18 protein-coding genes are annotated in these 16,342 nt (G+C 41.6%); all 18 read right to left on the bottom strand.

Going from position 1 to position 16,342, the window contains the following annotated elements; all coding sequences use genetic code 11:
* Position 1: 1 nt before the first annotated feature.
* On the bottom strand, positions 2-781 hold the full coding sequence (locus DFR58_RS07240; protein ID WP_114297143.1) for an SDR family NAD(P)-dependent oxidoreductase: 780 nt from the start codon (positions 779-781) through the stop codon (positions 2-4).
* 269 nt (positions 782-1,050) lie between these two features.
* On the bottom strand, positions 1,051-1,836 hold the full coding sequence (gene deoC / locus DFR58_RS07235; RefSeq protein WP_114297142.1) for a deoxyribose-phosphate aldolase: 786 nt from the start codon (positions 1,834-1,836) through the stop codon (positions 1,051-1,053).
* 56 nt (positions 1,837-1,892) lie between these two features.
* Complete coding sequence (locus DFR58_RS07230; protein WP_114297141.1) at positions 1,893-2,240, bottom strand: cupin domain-containing protein; 348 nt, start codon at positions 2,238-2,240, stop codon at positions 1,893-1,895.
* 29 nt (positions 2,241-2,269) lie between these two features.
* Positions 2,270-3,031 carry an SDR family NAD(P)-dependent oxidoreductase gene (locus DFR58_RS07225; RefSeq protein WP_170138062.1) on the bottom strand — a complete coding sequence of 254 codons (762 nt, stop codon included), beginning with the start codon at positions 3,029-3,031 and terminating at the stop codon, positions 2,270-2,272.
* A gap of 305 nt (positions 3,032-3,336) precedes the next feature.
* Positions 3,337-4,404: a substrate-binding domain-containing protein gene (locus DFR58_RS07220; protein WP_114297139.1), complete on the bottom strand. Its 1,068-nt coding sequence runs from the start codon at positions 4,402-4,404 to the stop codon at positions 3,337-3,339.
* A 35-nt stretch (positions 4,405-4,439) separates the two neighbouring features.
* The gene (locus DFR58_RS07215) at positions 4,440-5,912 is read right to left on the bottom strand and encodes a sensor histidine kinase (RefSeq protein WP_114297138.1); all 1,473 of its coding nucleotides are present in this window, start codon (positions 5,910-5,912) and stop codon (positions 4,440-4,442) included.
* Between the two features lie 53 nt (positions 5,913-5,965).
* On the bottom strand, positions 5,966-7,381 hold the full coding sequence (locus DFR58_RS07210; RefSeq protein WP_114297137.1) for a dockerin type I domain-containing protein: 1,416 nt from the start codon (positions 7,379-7,381) through the stop codon (positions 5,966-5,968).
* 306 nt (positions 7,382-7,687) lie between these two features.
* Positions 7,688-8,080 (bottom strand): putative toxin-antitoxin system toxin component, PIN family, encoded by a 393-nt coding sequence (locus DFR58_RS07205; RefSeq protein ID WP_114297136.1) that lies wholly within the window; start codon positions 8,078-8,080, stop codon positions 7,688-7,690.
* Entirely contained in the window at positions 8,064-8,339 is a 276-nt protein-coding gene (locus tag DFR58_RS07200) for an AbrB/MazE/SpoVT family DNA-binding domain-containing protein (protein ID WP_114297135.1), read from the bottom strand. Before DFR58_RS07200 ends, DFR58_RS07205 begins: the two co-directional genes overlap by 17 nt.
* Before the next feature lie 214 nt (positions 8,340-8,553).
* The gene (locus tag DFR58_RS07195; protein ID WP_114297134.1) at positions 8,554-8,757 is read right to left on the bottom strand and encodes a hypothetical protein; all 204 of its coding nucleotides are present in this window, start codon (positions 8,755-8,757) and stop codon (positions 8,554-8,556) included.
* A 92-nt stretch (positions 8,758-8,849) separates the two neighbouring features.
* On the bottom strand, positions 8,850-9,128 hold the full coding sequence (locus DFR58_RS07190) for a type II toxin-antitoxin system RelE/ParE family toxin (protein WP_114297133.1): 279 nt from the start codon (positions 9,126-9,128) through the stop codon (positions 8,850-8,852).
* Positions 9,115-9,405: a type II toxin-antitoxin system RelB/DinJ family antitoxin gene (locus tag DFR58_RS07185; RefSeq protein ID WP_114297132.1), complete on the bottom strand. Its 291-nt coding sequence runs from the start codon at positions 9,403-9,405 to the stop codon at positions 9,115-9,117. The genes DFR58_RS07190 and DFR58_RS07185 overlap by 14 nt, the downstream gene beginning before the upstream one ends.
* Positions 9,406-9,585: 180 nt before the next feature.
* Positions 9,586-12,225, bottom strand: a complete 2,640-nt coding sequence (gene ppdK / locus DFR58_RS07180) for a pyruvate, phosphate dikinase (protein WP_114297131.1) — start codon at positions 12,223-12,225, stop codon at positions 9,586-9,588.
* Positions 12,226-12,477: 252 nt separating this feature from the next.
* The gene (locus DFR58_RS07175; RefSeq protein WP_114297130.1) at positions 12,478-13,866 is read right to left on the bottom strand and encodes a glycine--tRNA ligase; all 1,389 of its coding nucleotides are present in this window, start codon (positions 13,864-13,866) and stop codon (positions 12,478-12,480) included.
* Between the two features lie 31 nt (positions 13,867-13,897).
* On the bottom strand, positions 13,898-15,109 hold the full coding sequence (gene coaBC, locus DFR58_RS07170; RefSeq protein WP_114297129.1) for a bifunctional phosphopantothenoylcysteine decarboxylase/phosphopantothenate--cysteine ligase CoaBC: 1,212 nt from the start codon (positions 15,107-15,109) through the stop codon (positions 13,898-13,900).
* A 116-nt stretch (positions 15,110-15,225) separates the two neighbouring features.
* Entirely contained in the window at positions 15,226-15,432 is a 207-nt protein-coding gene (rpoZ, locus tag DFR58_RS07165; RefSeq protein WP_114297128.1) for a DNA-directed RNA polymerase subunit omega, read from the bottom strand.
* 12 nt (positions 15,433-15,444) lie between these two features.
* Positions 15,445-16,068: a guanylate kinase gene (gmk, locus tag DFR58_RS07160; protein WP_242987449.1), complete on the bottom strand. Its 624-nt coding sequence runs from the start codon at positions 16,066-16,068 to the stop codon at positions 15,445-15,447.
* On the bottom strand, positions 16,061-16,342 hold the full coding sequence (gene remA, locus DFR58_RS07155) for an extracellular matrix/biofilm regulator RemA (RefSeq protein WP_114297127.1): 282 nt from the start codon (positions 16,340-16,342) through the stop codon (positions 16,061-16,063). Before remA ends, gmk begins: the two co-directional genes overlap by 8 nt.

Here is a 16,342-nt window from a genome sequence, read left to right as displayed (position 1 = left end):
ATCAGTGCATCTCCCTTCCGCCTGTTATGTTCACCGCCTGACCTGTACAGTATTCTCCGCTTGCAGTAAGGAAATAAACATAATCAACAACATCTTCTATATCTGTCAGTCTCTTAAGCGGAATTTTTGCAGTAAAGGTCTTAATTACTTCTTCTCTGGATAATCCTAAATTATCTGTATATCCTGCGCTAACTGAGTTCCAGACGCCTGTTGCATCCGTAATGCCCGGGCAAATAGAATTTACTTTTATGTTGAATTGCGCCAGCTCAAATGCCAATGCATGAGTTAATGCTATTACCGCACCCTTAGCCGCTGAATAATGGGCCATTAATGCCGAACCGGTTTTGCCGGATTTTGATGAGAAATTAATTATTCTGCCGTTTTTCAGAGCTTTCATAGTTTTAACCGCAGCTTGTGCGCAGAAAAGTGTTCCGTTTACATTTACCGCCATTTGCTTATTAATCTGATCCGCCGTAATTTCTTCAAAAGGGCGTTGGTCGACTATTCCCGCGTTATTAACCAACGCATACACCGGGCCAAGATCCTTCACAATTTGCTCAAAGCAAGCGAAAACAGCGTCTCTATCAGTTATATTCAATATATATCCCTTTGCAGTCCCACCTTCTTGCGATATTCTATCGGCCTGTGCTGCAACTTCACTGCTAATATCAATCATAGCAACCGCCGCGCCCTCTTTTGCATATCTTTCGGCAATACCAAGTCCAATACTTCTTGCTGCTCCTGTAACAACGCAAACCTTGCCTTTTAATGATGAAAACATTTTAATTTCCTCCTCACAATCAACTCAATTGATATTTTTTAATTAAATTTTTTTATATATGTAGCGATAAAGATTTTACATAGAGGATATAACTTGCCGGAAGAAATTTTTATTTGACCCATAAGGAATACCTCTAAGAAAAATGCCGAGTGACAAACCCAAGAGACTTTTCCCCGCAAGGCACTTTTTCGTTGCTATTAAAAATTTCTGCAGGCATTTGTATCCTCTATGATTGTAAAATCTTTATCGTGTCCTATATATGACATTTGTCAAAATACTCTCTTTACAATTTTTACCGACCCACTGGCACCAATTGTGCTTCCGCCGCTTTCAATTATTGATAAAGCAGTGTTATAATCCTTAATTCCCCCATCTGCCTTTAAGCCCATATCATTTCCGACGATCTGGCGGAAGAATCTCATATCTTCGGCATTTACCCCAACAGGCCTTGTTGTAGCCGCAATTTTCAAAAAGTCTGCATCTGCCATTTTTGCAATTAACGCTGCCTTTATCCTCTCTTCCTCTGTTAAAGCGCCCAGATCAATTACAACTTTAATCAAAGCCCTCTTATTGGATGCGGTAACCACCGCTTCTACATCTTCCTTAACAGCCTTTAGCTGTCCCGCTTTGATCATTCCTATATTTATTGGCAGGTCTATTTCTGCTGCCCCATTTTCAATAACCTCAATGGTTTCCGCCACTTTAATCTTTGTGGACGCTATTCCCATAGGGAAGGCAACTGCTGTGGACACTTTGACGCCTGTCCCTTTAAGCAGTCCCGCAGCCATAGGCACAAAACATGGTGCAAGCGCAACATTGCGGAATTTATATTTTACAGCTTCATCGCAAAATTGTTTTACCATTGCAGGCGTGGCATCAGGCCTAATCATCGAATGCTCCATCCTTGCCGCAAGCGACACATCAAAATCTCCGCTAACACTGCCGGCTGAAGCTGTCAACCGAGCATTTGAACCCGAATCCTTATTTAAAAGTCTTTCTTTTGTAATTTCTTCAATAACTTCATTTACTACTTTATCCAGATTGTTAATATCCATTTTTATTCCCCGTCTCTTTAAAAAATCTCAATTGCTTACAAAAACCCTTCTTATGTTTAGTACAATAATATAAATCCCATTACTTCAAGGGTTTCATCACTATTGTTTTCGATAGAATGTGACGCGCCGCCCCCAGTTAAAATAACATCACCCTCTTTAACCTCTTGTCTGATTCCATTGTCAACACAAATACCCTTGCCTTTTAATATGTAATAGATTTCCTCTTCGTTTTCATGCGGGTGTTCACCAATTGAGCAGCCCGGATTAATCCGCATCCTTCCAAAAAATCTGCACTTTCCCTTTATTTGAATCTGGCGCAAGAGATGTGTTATAGCGACAGAACCCTTGCCGCCTTTCATTTTATCCCTAACTTCAACTTCCATAGTTCCAGCCCTTTGAATCATAAAACGCTCCCTCCTTTTTAAGTAAAAATTTACCTTCCTGTAATCCCCCCACTGACATCCAATGTTGCCCCGGTAATATAACTCGACACATCCGAAGCCAAGAACACCACAACTCTCGCAACCTCGTCAAGCTCAGCTATACGCCCTATCGGGATTTCTTTTTTGTATTTGTCCATATTTTTATCAAGGGTTTCAGCTGTCATCTCTGTATACATCATTCCCGGAGCCACGGCATTAACATTAATCCCATACCGTGCTGCTTCCTTAGCCAACGAAAGTGTAAAGGATACAATTCCTCCTTTACTTGCTGCATAGTGGGATTTCCCCGTTTTCGAACCGTTAAATGCCGATTGGGAAGCAATGTTGACTATCTTACCGCATTTGTTTTGGGCAATGAGCATATTAATCATTTCTCTGGAGGTTAAAAAGGTTCCCGTCAAATTGGTGCCTATCACACTATTCCATTCAGATAAGTCCATGTCTTTAACCATTGACACCGGGCATATTCCTGAATTGTTTACTAAAATATCTATTCTGCCTAATTGGCATAATACTTCACAAAAAATTCGCTTTACATCTTCTTCACTTGTTACATCTCCTTTTACACATATTGCTTTGACACCATATTTTTCTTTAATCTCTTCTGCAAGCAGCCAGGCTCTTTCATGGTCCTTCCTATAATTTATTGCAATACCGCTGCCCTCGGAAGCTAAGTTTAAGCATATTGCCCTTCCTAAGCCACGAGCTCCCCCAGTAATCAATGCAGCCTTATTGCTCAATCCAAAATCCATAATCAGTACTCCTTGCCTGCTTGGCAGTTTTCTGCAAAGCCCGTTAAATATTAGGATTTTGCAGGAAAAGATTTGAAATATTAATTGCTCTATTACATAGTTAAATAATATAATATTAATTGAGGTCATACTTGCGTAATATTTTAATAATTCTATGAAGTTTTTAATTGTAAGGGAAAAATTTGATTTGTAAGTTTAGTTAATTGTATTAAAAAAAGACTATAAAATTAAAAAAGTACTATCCTGATTATAGCAAATATTAATCGAATAGCACTTTTTTATATTATTCCATTATTTTATGGGCTTTACTGGATGTCGAAGTAATCGCAATTTTCCTTTGTTACTACGTCAATTCCATTATCAATAGTTGTAGGCAAAGGTGATTTATTTGCGGCTTTCCAATCGTTAGCAGGGTCAATCAAGTTATTTGCCGCCGTGTACAGGCACAGCATTGACCAATAACCCATATTTACAGTATTGGGCTGAAAAGAAGCAAATATCGTTCCATCTTTAATCATATCAATTATCTGGGGATCTACATCATAACAAAATACCTTTACCGGCTTTCCCGATTCTTTTACTCCCACTCCTGCACCTATTCCTTCTATTCCCGCCACGCAGTAAATAAGTGACAAATCAGGGTGCTCCCGAATCATCGCAACAGCCACCCTTGCTGATTTTGCCTCATCTCCATCTGCTGTGGCACGTGATACAACCTTCATACCGGGATACTTTTCTTCCAACCTATCCATGAATGCTTTTACACGCTTGGCATGGTTTGTTTGGTTAGGCCTTTCGATTATTCCGATTGTTCCACGTTCTCCAGTCTTTTGTGCTATGTAGTCAGCGGCCAGCCTTCCCTGTGTTATATCGTCGGTAGTTATGATGGTAAGCCTTTTGCTGTCCGGTGAGTCAGAAGCAAAGGTAGTAACCTTAATACCGGCTGCTATTGCTTTATCGATGGGATCTTTGAATATTTCCGAACTGATCGGAGACAGAGCAATTCCTTTTGGTTTTTTCGCTACAATTTGTTCAAAAACCTTCAATTGGGCATTAGCATCGTATTCGTCACAACCTGCAAATTCTGTTCTCACCCCAAGCTGATCCCCTGCAGCTTTAAAGCCTTTATAGACGCCCTTCCAATACGCAGTCCCTTTAACAAAAACGCACATAAAGTAAGCTTGATCTTTTGATCCTGCAAATGCGGTGCCTCTAACCTCAGGATCATCAGCAGAATTTCCTTCCGGGGCTTCACTGCTGCTTGCAGCAGGAGTATTTGCAGGATCAGGGGAATTTACTATAGCAGAACAGGCTGTTAATATTATGCAGAAAAGCAGTAGGAGTAATTTAAAAAACCAGATTCTTTTATTCATTTTCTAGTATCCTCCAGATTTTTGATGCTTAACCTCTAAATCATCTTAGGAAGCCGTATGTTAACTTCAGTCCCTTTATCCTTGCTGCTCTTAATTTCAACAACATTCCTGCCGTATTTAAGCTCTAGCCTTCTAATTACGTTCACGACGCCGATTCCTCTTTCAGAAGGGGAAGGCATGGATTTTTCTTTTTCAAAAAACTGACTGAGGATTTCCTCTTTTATACCAATACCATTGTCTTCAACCTTCATTAATATGTCACTTTCCATATCAATGATCCTTACATTAAGCCTCCCTTTTTCCTCTAAAGGCTCAAGTCCGTGTATTATTGCATTCTCAACAAATGGCTGGAGTATCATGCTGGGAACACAATGACCCATTACGCCTTCATCATAGTGTAATTCAAATTTTATCCTGTCCCCAAAACGTGCTTTTTGAAGATATACGTAGTTTTCAATAATCTTGAATTCTTCATTCAATGTAACATTTTCGTTTATCTTTTTGAGGTAATATTTCAAAATTTCAGAAATGCAGCCTATCATTTTCATGGTTTGCTCCGCACCTTCTATAAGAGCCCAGGCAGAGATGCTGTTTAAAGTATTATAAAGAAAATGAGGATTGATTTGCGACTGTAAAAATTTTAGCTCTGCTTGGTTTAGAAGATTGGACATTTCCAAATTTTTTATCTGCTCTTCTGATAATTCTTTTTCTATATCCGCTTTAGCTTTTATTTCTTCAATTAACCCTTTTATTTTAGCTGTCATAAGAACAAAGGATTCTATTAAAACATCTATCTCATCGTCTGTTTTAATGTTGATTTTTTCGACTTCAAACTCTCCCTTTGCAACTTTTGCAAGACTTAGCACCAGCTGGTGAATAGGCTGCGAAATTTCCCTTGAAAATCGAACGGCAATAATTATGCATATCACAGTTATCAATGCCGTTAAGACATAGATTACATTCTGCTGGCTTCCGATATCGTTTATAAAGTTTCTATAGTATGCCATTACAGCACCAAATTGCCCCAGCAACACATTCTTGACTTCATCGTCAATGTATCCCTTGAGCCTCGTTAATTCCGATACCGATTCGTTTATATAAATCAGTTGAACATGCTTATCACTATCTGAAATAATAACTTTACTTTTTTCATCAAAGGATAAGATCATGTTATAAATATCTGAGAATTTATAATGCTCCTCTCCATAAGTTTCATTTTTTAACCGACTGCATAAATCCAAAATAGAATCAGACTCTGTTTTATAGTCAGTTAAATAATTCGCAGCACCGCTATGCGCATAATTATCTATATCCTTGCACATATTATCTATCTTAAATGATATAGAATAAATATCCACCAGCCTTGTCAGCATTGTATAAAAATTTCCGTAGAAGGATTTGAATCTAAAGGTTGAATATGCATTCAATAATACCATACAAAAAATCACTATTAGAAAATATTTAATTATTCTATTCATTAAAGTATGATTTCGTTTTTCTGCTTTCATCAATTCCCACCTTTAAAGCCCGAGCCAAGGCAAGAGCAACGGCTCTGCTTTAATTATTTTTGGACAGGAAATTCGTCAATAATACCCAACAAATATTGCTTTATTAAAGAAAAATCCAGTGTTGTTATTCTGCCGTCTCCATCGACATCAGCAGCCAGTTTACCGTTTGGAGCGGGGAAATCGGTAATCTGTTCAAGCAAATACTGTTTCACTAATGAATAATCTATTGTATTTACCGTGTTACTTCCATCAACATCACCATATATTATATCTGTATTGGCAGAGCTTTCTTTAACCTTTAAAACCACCACGCCATGGGAGGGTACATTGGCCGTATACCCGGTATCGAACGTGCCGCAATCCTTATGCTCCCAAAGATCACGAACAGCGGCAGAACCCTCAGCAAGCTTTATATCCTTCCAATTGACTGTGATATCTGCCGAAGTGCCTCCTCGATTAAAAAGGATAACTGCCTTGGTAGTTCCATCTGTTCCCAGAGGTTTGCACCACACTTCAAGGTCTCCCGAAGCACTTACCTTAGTGCCTTGGATTCCTGCAGGGTCCTGATCAATAGCAATGACTTCTCTGTTAGTAAGAATTTCCTTGGTAGCAGGAGTCATATTCCTAAGATCATTTCCAGCGATAAGGGGAGCTGCCATAATGCACCACATGCTGAAATGCGATTTGTATTCTGTATCTGTCATTTGACCATTGCCAACCTCCAACATATCCGGATCATTCCAATGGCCCGGACCTGCATAGGCTGCTGACTTGGAGTTTTCGTCAATATTCTTTATAATGCTTCCCCAGTTATCACTAATATCTCCCGTTGTTCTCCAGGAATTACCGCAATCTACCATCCATGGACCCACAAAATACCAGCAGCATATGCTGTAGAAAATAGGTCTTCCTGTTTTCAAAAGAGCCTTCTGCATTTTTTCGTAGCCTGCCTGCAGATTATTGTCTGAAGCACAGTTATCATATTTTAAATAATCTACTCCCCAGTCGGCAAAAGTTTGTGCATCCCGTTCCTCATACCCCTCGCTTCCGCTCTGTGGAATATTGCAGCAAGTGGTTTTTCCTCTGTCACCATAAATTCCAAATTTTAATCCTTTTGAATGAACATAATCTGCCAAAGCTTTCATACCGCTAGGAAAACGCTTGGGATCCGGAATAAGATTTCCGTCAGCATCACGGGCAGGGTTTGCCATCCAATTGTCATCAAGATTAACATACTCATAGCCTGCATCCTTCATTCCTGTTGTAACCATTGCATCTGCAATCTGCTTGATCTTATCCTCATCGATGTTGCCTCCAAAGATGTTCCAGCTGTTCCATCCCATGGGAGGGGTCAATCCCAGATTGTTGTCCAGAGCCAGCACTTGATTCCCATTTTGAACAAATGGGAGAAATAATGAGATAAACGCCACAGTCAAAGTTCCGGCGATAAGGCGGTTGATTTTTTTCATTAATATACTCCTCCTAAAATAATACTTTTGCATTTTCCAAATCCCTTAATATTAGTTCTTTTTTAACACTATTATATCATTTATTTGAAGTTTTGGTAATTGTTTTATCGAAAAATATCGAAAAATTATTTACTTGTCAGAGCTGAAAAAATAAGGTGCCGGCATCAATAACTTCATGTGCCAACACCCTATTTATTATACTTTCAAAATCACCTAAAAATCTTGATTATACAAAGCCTTTCACGCCATTTATATTACTTTTGCGCCATTACCCCGCCACTATCTACTCCTGTACGAATAGTAAAACTAATATCTATCCAAGAATTCCGTCGGTGTAAGTATTTCAGGACGGTCTATATCTATCCCGGTAAAATCCTTATCTCCTGTTATCAGGACATCCACATCAGCAGTAATCGCAGAAAGAAGCACCGGCTTATCCTTTTCATCTCTTATTTTTGGTGCCGTTGACATCTCCGTAGGAGTATATGCCATTTCAAATGGCATTTTTAATAAAAAGGCATCTAGCACAGCTTTATATGTTGACGATTTTCTAGTAATAACGGCATTGGCTTCTTCAATTACATACGAACATAGGACTAACGTGTGTTTGTCTGCGATATACTCAATCAAATCTGCCATTTTCGCACTTTTAAATACAAGAGCCGATAAAAGAACATTCGTGTCAATCATTATCCGCATATTTCTTCTCCCACAACTCTTTTCTTACTTCTTTAACAAGATTGACAACATCATGTTCAGATTTTAGACTCAATTCTTCTGCTAATCCCTCAAATGCTTCCTGTGCTTCTTTTATTGCAAGTCTTGTTGGGTTCTCCATAATAACCTTGCCGCCGTCAGTCATAAAAACAACTTTGTCTCCATCTTTAAGATTCAGCATTTTCCTAATTTGAATAGGTATTGTTATCTGTCCCTTTGATGTAATTTTCGCTAACTCCATAATATATAACCGCCTTCCAAGAATTCAATGATTTCCTTACATTTATAGTATATGCTGCTTTGTTAAAAAAATCAATCAAAAATCAGGGTGCTGACAACAAAAAACCCGCTTGTCAGCACCCTATTTATTATACTTGTGAATTTATCTCAAACCTTGATGACACAGAGCTTTCTCTCCATGCTCATTCTTACTTTTGCGCCATTGCCCCCGCCGCCTACGGCTGCCTGAAAACTGCCTCCATTGCCAGCTTACTTAACTCACGAACACTTAGATCAATATTCAAGTTCTCATCACGCCATTTTGTATAATCAAAAGGCTCCTTATTCATAAGCATAATAAAGCGTTCAGCATCTACGTAACCTAATTTGGCAATTAACGCATTCATTCCTTCAACTTTTATAATTGTATCTGTTTTCATGAGCTATCCCTCCATCTCACTGATAAATTCAGCTGTAGCTGATTATCAAATAGTATATTGAAGCAACAATTATCCAAATCCTTCAAATATTCTTATTTTTTAAATAAATCCGCATGAGTGCCTGTTCGGGTAAGGGTAAGCGTCAATATATCACTTTCGATAATATAAATTAGTAGCCAATCTGATTGTATATGACACTCCCTAAACCCATCAAAATTACCTTTCAATGCGTGGTCGTTATATTTTTCTGCCAAAGGCCGTCCATTGACAATTTCACCAATAATGAACTCAAACAGCTTTGCATCATACCCCCGCTTCATCATCTGCCTGTATTCTTTCTTGAAACGAGAGGTTCTGTTAATCTTCATCATCGTTGTTCAAGTCCTCCATCAACTCCGCTACGCTATTATAACTCTTTGCCGGAGCTTTTCCAGTTATGATATCACGGGCTTCCTGAATAGCCGCAAGCGTTTCGACGTTATACTGAGGGTTTTTAACCTCAAAGGGCAACCCTCCAGCGAGAATGACCTGATGAAGAAATATATTGATAGCTTCTGTAGTCGAAAGACCTAATGTTTTAAGCGTAGCTTCAACACCAGCTTTTACGGCAGGTTCAACTCGAATGTGCAATGTTTCCGATTTAGCCATATTGCTCACCTCCTGTATTATCACATGCATTGTATCACATTTTATATGCATATTCAATACATTTTTTATCAAAAAGCAGGGTGCTAACAGCAAAAAATCCGCTTGTCAGCACCCTATTTATTATACTTGTGAATTTATCTCAAACCTTGATGACACAGAGCTTTCTCTCCATGCTCATTCTTATTTCTGTCCCATTGCCCCGCCGCCTACGGCTGCTTGTGCCGCTGCCAGCCTTGCTATGGGCACGCGGAACGGTGAGCAGGATACATAGTTCAATCCAAGATTGTGGCAGAACTCAATTGAAGAGGGGTCGCCTCCATGCTCTCCGCAAATTCCCAGCTTGATGTCCGGCCTCGTCTGTTTTCCCAGCTCCGAAGCAATCTTTATAAGCTTCCCGACTCCTGTCTGGTCAAGTCTTGCAAACGGATCCGACTCATAGATTTTCTTATTGTAATACTCGTCAAGGAAACGCCCCGCATCATCACGGCTGAAACCGAAGGTCATCTGAGTGAGGTCGTTTGTGCCGAATGAGAAAAATTCCGCTTCCTTTGCTATCTCATCTGAAGTTATGGCAGCCCTCGGAATCTCTATCATTGTTCCTACCTTATACTGAAGCTGAACTCCCGCTTTCTCTATAATGCTGTCCGCCGTCTTCACAACAACGTCCTTTACATACTTGAGCTCCTTGGTTTCTCCCACTAGAGGAATCATTATCTCAGGTATTACGCTCATGCCTTTTTTGTTTACATTAATGGCAGCCTCTATAACCGCCCTTGTCTGCATTTCAGCTATTTCAGGATATGTCACCGCAAGGCGGCAGCCCCTGTGCCCCATCATGGGGTTGAACTCATGCAAATCACAAACTATGCTCTTCAATTCACAGTATTCCAGTCCCATTTCCTTTGCAAGGGCCTGTATATCCTCGTCGGCCTGAGGAAGGAATTCATGGAGAGGAGGGTCTAAGAACCTTATGGTTACAGGATATCCCTTCATCTCCGTAAACAGTCCCTCAAAGTCACTTCTCTGCATGGGAAGAAGCTTCTCCAGTGCTTTTACCCTCTGCTGCTCCGTTCTGGCAACAATCATCTCACGCATTGCGGGAAGCCTGTCAGGCTCAAAAAACATATGCTCTGTACGGCACAGGCCTATACCCTCCGCACCAAAGCTCATTGCCTGAGCAGCATCCTTGGGCGTATCGGCGTTAGTCCTTATTTTGAGTGTTCTCATCTCGTCGGCCCACTGCATAAGAGTGGAAAAGTCTCCCGTCATCTCGGGCTCTACCGTGGGAAGCCTTTCCCCATATACATTTCCTGTTGAGCCGTCTAACGAAATCCAATCCCCTTCTGCATATTTTTTGCCGTTTTTATCAGTAAAATATTTTTCTTCCTCATTTATTTTTATATCCCCGCATCCGGCCACACAGCACGTGCCCATGCCCCTTGCAACCACAGCCGCGTGAGAGGTCATACCTCCGCGTCCTGTCAGTATGCCCTGCGATACGTGCATTCCCTCTATGTCCTCGGGCGAGGTCTCAAGCCTTACAAGTATAACCTTGTCTTCCCCTCCCTTTGATGCCTCCACAGCATCATCCGCTTCAAAGAAAACCTTACCCGTGGCAGCTCCGGGCGATGCGGGAAGCCCCTTTGCAACAGGCTGCGCCGCCTTTAAGGCCTTTGGCTCAAAATTGGGGTGCAGCAATGCGTCCAACTGCTTGGGATCCACCTTCATTATCGCTTCCTGCTTGGTCGCCATGCCCTCGTCAACAAGATCAACCGCTATCTTTAACGCAGCAGCAGCCGTCCTCTTTCCGTTTCTGGTCTGAAGCATAAAGAGCTTGCCCTTTTCAATGGTAAACTCCATGTCCTGCATATCCCTGTAATGCTTCTCAAGCTTCTCTGCAATGTCTGCAAACTGGTTGTATACCTCGGGATTGATTTCTCTTAGCTGCTCTATTGACTGGGGTGTCCTGATTCCAGCAACAACGTCCTCTCCCTGAGCATTCATCAGAAACTCTCCATACAGCTTCTTCTCTCCTGTGGACGGGTTTCTGGTAAAGGCAACCCCCGTACCCGAATCATTTCCCATATTTCCATAAACCATTTCCTGCACATTGACCGCCGTTCCCCAGTCACCGGGGATATCATTAAGCCTCCTGTATACAATGGCTCTGGGGTTATCCCATGAACGGAACACCGCCTTTACCGCCTCCATAAGCTGAGCCTTAGGCTCCTGAGGAAAATCAAAGCCCTTTTCCTGCTTAAAGAGCTCCTTATATCTTTTAACTACCTCCCTTAAATTAAGGGCTGTGAGATCAGTATCAAACTTAGCGCCATTCTCTTCTTTTACACCATGGAGTATTTTCTCAAATTTTGATTTCTCAACCTCCATAACAACATCACTGAACATCTGAATAAACCGCCTGTAGCTGTCAAAAGCAAACCTTTCGTTGCCTGTGAGCTCAGAAAGCCCTTCCACAACGGTGTCGTTAAGCCCAAGGTTCAATATCGTGTCCATCATACCCGGCATTGAAGCCCTTGCGCCGGAACGCACCGATACGAGAAAAGGGTTTTTAGGATCTCCGAACTTCTTTCCCACCAGGTTCTCTGTTTTTTCCATCATTTCCGATATTTCTTTCTCTATTTCGTCGGCAATCACTTTTCCGTCATTGTAATATCTGGTACAAGCCTCGGTAGTAACAGTAAATCCCCTCGGCACCGGAAGCCCCAACCCCGTCATCTCGGCCAGATTAGCCCCCTTGCCTCCAAGCAAATTTTTCATTGAAGCGTTACCCTCACTGAACAGATAAACATACTTCGCCATTAAGTAAACCTCCTATGTATTTTATAATTGTATAATTATATATGGGAGTGCATACAGCTTCGCATCTTCCATCTTATACTCCTCCAAAAAAGTCCAAGGAATAATATTCCATTTAACAGCCTTATTAATTATATCACAATTATATTATTTTCAAATTAATTAATTTTTAAATACACTGTTTTTTTAAGTACACAATAAGCAGTAATAAATTCTGTCCATAATCATGGGTATACATACTTTTAATGACTTTCTTTAAAACTCCAGCCTTTCTTCAAAATATTTGCCCAAATCATCAATTTTTATTCTTACCTGCTGCATTGAATCCCTGTCCCTTATGGTTACACTTCCATCGCTGACTGAATCAAAATCAAATGTAACACAGTAAGGCGTGCCCGTCTCATCCTGCCTTCTGTATCTCTTTCCTATGCTTCCCGTCTCATCGTACTCACACACATATTTTTTTGTCAAGTCTTCATATACCTTATAGGCATCCTCTCCAAGCTTTTTGGAAAGCGGAAGAACCGCAATTTTTATCGGAGCAATTGCTGGATGGAAGTGAAGAACAGTCCTTATATCTCCCTCCGCAACCTCCTCCTCATCATATGCGTCGCATAAAAATGCAAGGGTTACCCTGTCCGCTCCAAGAGAAGGCTCTATACAGTATGGTACATATTTTTGATTCGTTACGGGATCAAAATAGGACAGGTCATCCTTAGAGTGCTCCATGTGCTGCTTTAAATCAAAATCCGTCCTGTCGGCAATTCCCCACAGCTCACCCCATCCAAACGGAAACTTAAATTCAATGTCTGTCGTTGCATTACTGTAATGGGAAAGCTCTTCCTTGGCATGATCGCGCAGCTTCAGGCTTTCCTTCCTTATGCCCAAGCCAAGGAGCCAGTTATGACAAAAATCCTTCCAATACTCAAACCACTCAAGATCCTTCCCCGGTTCACAGAAAAACTCAAGCTCCATTTGCTCAAATTCACGGGTTCTGAAGGTGAAATTACCCGGGGTTATTTCGTTTCTGAAGGATTTTCCAATCTGCCCTATTCCGAAAGGAATCTTCTTCCTTGAGGTTCTCTGTACATTTTTAAAATTCACAAAAATCCCCTGCGCGGTTTCCGGCCTTAAGAATATTTCCGCCTTTGAGTCCTCGGTAACACCCTGAAAGGTTTTAAACATAAGATTAAACTTTCTTATATCGGTGAAATTGGCGGAACCGCACTGGGGACACTTCACTCCCTTTTCCTTTATATATGCCGTAAGCTGCTCGTTTGTCCATCCGTCAACAGCCGTCTCGGTTTGGTTTTCGTTATTCCAGTCCTCTATAAGCTTGTCTGCCCTGTGTCTGGTTTTGCAATCCTTGCAATCTATGAGGGGATCGCTAAAGCCTCCCACATGCCCCGATGCCACCCATACCTGAGGGTTCATAAGTATTGCACAGTCCACTCCTACATTATACGGGCTTTGCTGTATGAATTTTTTCCACCACGCCCTCTTTACGTTGTTTTTCAGCTCTACCCCCAGCGGGCCGTAGTCCCACGCGTTAGCAAGACCTCCATATATATCCGATCCCGGGTACACAAACCCTCTATTTTTCGCCAGAGCCACTATCTTTTCCATTGTTTTCTCCACCGCCATCAGTAATGTCCTCCTCGTTTACGTTTTATATTTATTCTTTAATTTCTTTTTTAAATAACATAACAGCCTCATCAAGTATTTTATGAGAAACGTCCCTTTTACTCATTTTAGGCAATTCAATCAAGCATCCATCCCTTTTTACAAGCTTTACTATGTTGGTATCTGAATCAAATCCCGCACCCTCGGCAGACACATCGTTTGCAGCTATCATGTCCATATTCTTTGCCTCAAGCTTAGCTTTGGCATTGGAAAGCAGATTCTCCGTCTCGGCACTGAAGCCCACGAGCAGCCTTTCACCCTTTACCTCTCCAAGCTCCCTTGCTATGTCGGGGTTTTTTACAAGCCTTACCGTCATATCATCACCGTTTTTCTTTATCTTATCAGGAGATATTTCTGCACATCTGTAGTCAGCAACCGCCGCCACCATTATAAGCATGTCGAAGCGGGCATACGCCTTCATCACCTCACTGTGCATTTGCTGTGCCGAAACAACGCTTATAAGCTCTGCACCGCCAGGGCAAGGTATGCTCACCGGCCCCGAAACAAGTGTTACCTCGGCGCCCCTTTTTAATGCGGCCTCTGCAAGCGAATAGCCCATTTTACCCGACGAGTGGTTAGAGATGTACCTGACAGGATCAATAGCTTCGCGTGTAGGGCCTGCTGTTATCAGCACCTTAATGTCCTTCATGTCCCTGTCCCGAAGCAGAATGTCCACAAGCCTTTCTACTATGTGCCGGGGCTCGGGAAGTCTCCCCTTGCCGTGCTCACCTTCAGCCGCCATGGACCCGGTTCCGGGCTCCATAAACATGTACCCCAGTGCCGCAAGCTTTGAAATATTGGACTTTAATATGGGGTTAGCATACATGGCTTGGTTCATGGCAGGAACAAAAAGCACCGGCACCTGCGCAGCCATTATGGTTGTTGTAAGCATGTCATCGGCAATTCCTCCCGACACCTTTCCTATAACGTTTGCCGTAGCGGGAGCAATAACAATCAAATCCGCCCTTCTGGCAAGAGAAATATGCTCAACCTCCCAGCTTTTAGGCTCTGAAAACATGTCCCTGACAACATAATTATTAGACAGCGACTGAAAGGTTAGAGGAGCAACAAAGCTTTCGGCGCTCTTAGTCATAATGACATGCACCTCCGCCCCCAGCTTTCTCAGCCTGCTTATCACCTCAACAACCTTGTATGCCGCTATTCCTCCGCACACACCTACAACAACCGTTTTACCTTTAAGCATAAATCCTCTCCCGTAAAAATACCAATTAACAATGGACAACGGACAATTAATAACTTGATTACTAATCGCCTGTTGCCCATTGCTGTTGTGCAAAAATCCCAGTCCACTGACGGATTTTATTTTATTCCGCTTTTGGTACGTACATACGTAATTTTATCTTCATTAATCTCATTAATCGCAATTGTAACAGGCTTATCGGAATTGCATTTGGTAAGCTTATGGGCCCCGTCAGCAAGCTGGCGGGCTCTTTTTGCGGCAGCTACCACCAGAGTATATCTGCTGTCAACCTTAGTCATCAATGAATTAATTGGCGGTTCAATCATTAAAATAACCTCCTAAAAACCTATTTCTTCTAGTATATGCTTGTTTCTTTCTACCGTGAGCTTCTCTGCCTGCAAAATGCAGTTTAGTTTATCCGCAGCCTCGTCAATATCGTCATTAATAATTATATAATCATATTTATCGGCATGCTCTATTTCCTGTCTGGCCCTTTCAATGCGCTTCTCAATAACCTCGGAATCCTCAGTCCCTCTGCCTGCAAGTCTTGTTCTCAATTCCTCAAAGGTAGGAGGCAGAACAAACACCGATACTACCTCGGGGTACTTATTTTTTATCCTGGCAGCTCCCTCTACTTCTATTTCCAGTACAACGTCATATCCCTGGCCCAGCAAATCCTCAATATGCCTTTTAGGCGTACCATAGTAATTTCCGCAATACTCCACCCATTCAACCAATTCATCTTTTTCTATCATTTTTTTAAAATCGCGAATGGATTTAAAATAATAATTGACGGCTTCCTCCTCGCCGCTTCTTGGACTCCTGGTGGTTGCAGAAACGGATAACCTTATATTTTTGTTTTTATGCATTGCTTTATTTAATATGGTTCCCTTGCCAACTCCCGACGGACCGCAAAGGATAACCAGCAAGCCTTTATGTGACATCTCAGCCCCTCTATTCATCCGCCTCTTCTGAATCCGCATCTGCGTCTGTATCCACATCCTTAACATTGAGCCTGTGTGCAACTGTTTCAGGCTGAACAGCGGAAAGTATTATGTGGTCGCTGTCGGTAATTATAACGGCTCTGGTCCTTCTGCCATATGTAGCATCTATAAGCATTCCCCTGTCCCTGGCCTCCTGTATTATTCTCTTTATAGGAGCCGATTCAGGACTTACTATAGCCACAAGCCTGTTTGCCGACACAATATTTCCGAAGCCTATGTTTATAAGTTTCAT

The sequence above is a fragment of the Anaerobacterium chartisolvens genome (assembly GCF_003337415.1).
Classification (GTDB): domain Bacteria; phylum Bacillota; class Clostridia; order Acetivibrionales; family DSM-27016; genus Anaerobacterium; species Anaerobacterium chartisolvens.
This window is presented reverse-complemented; position numbering and strand designations above follow the sequence as displayed.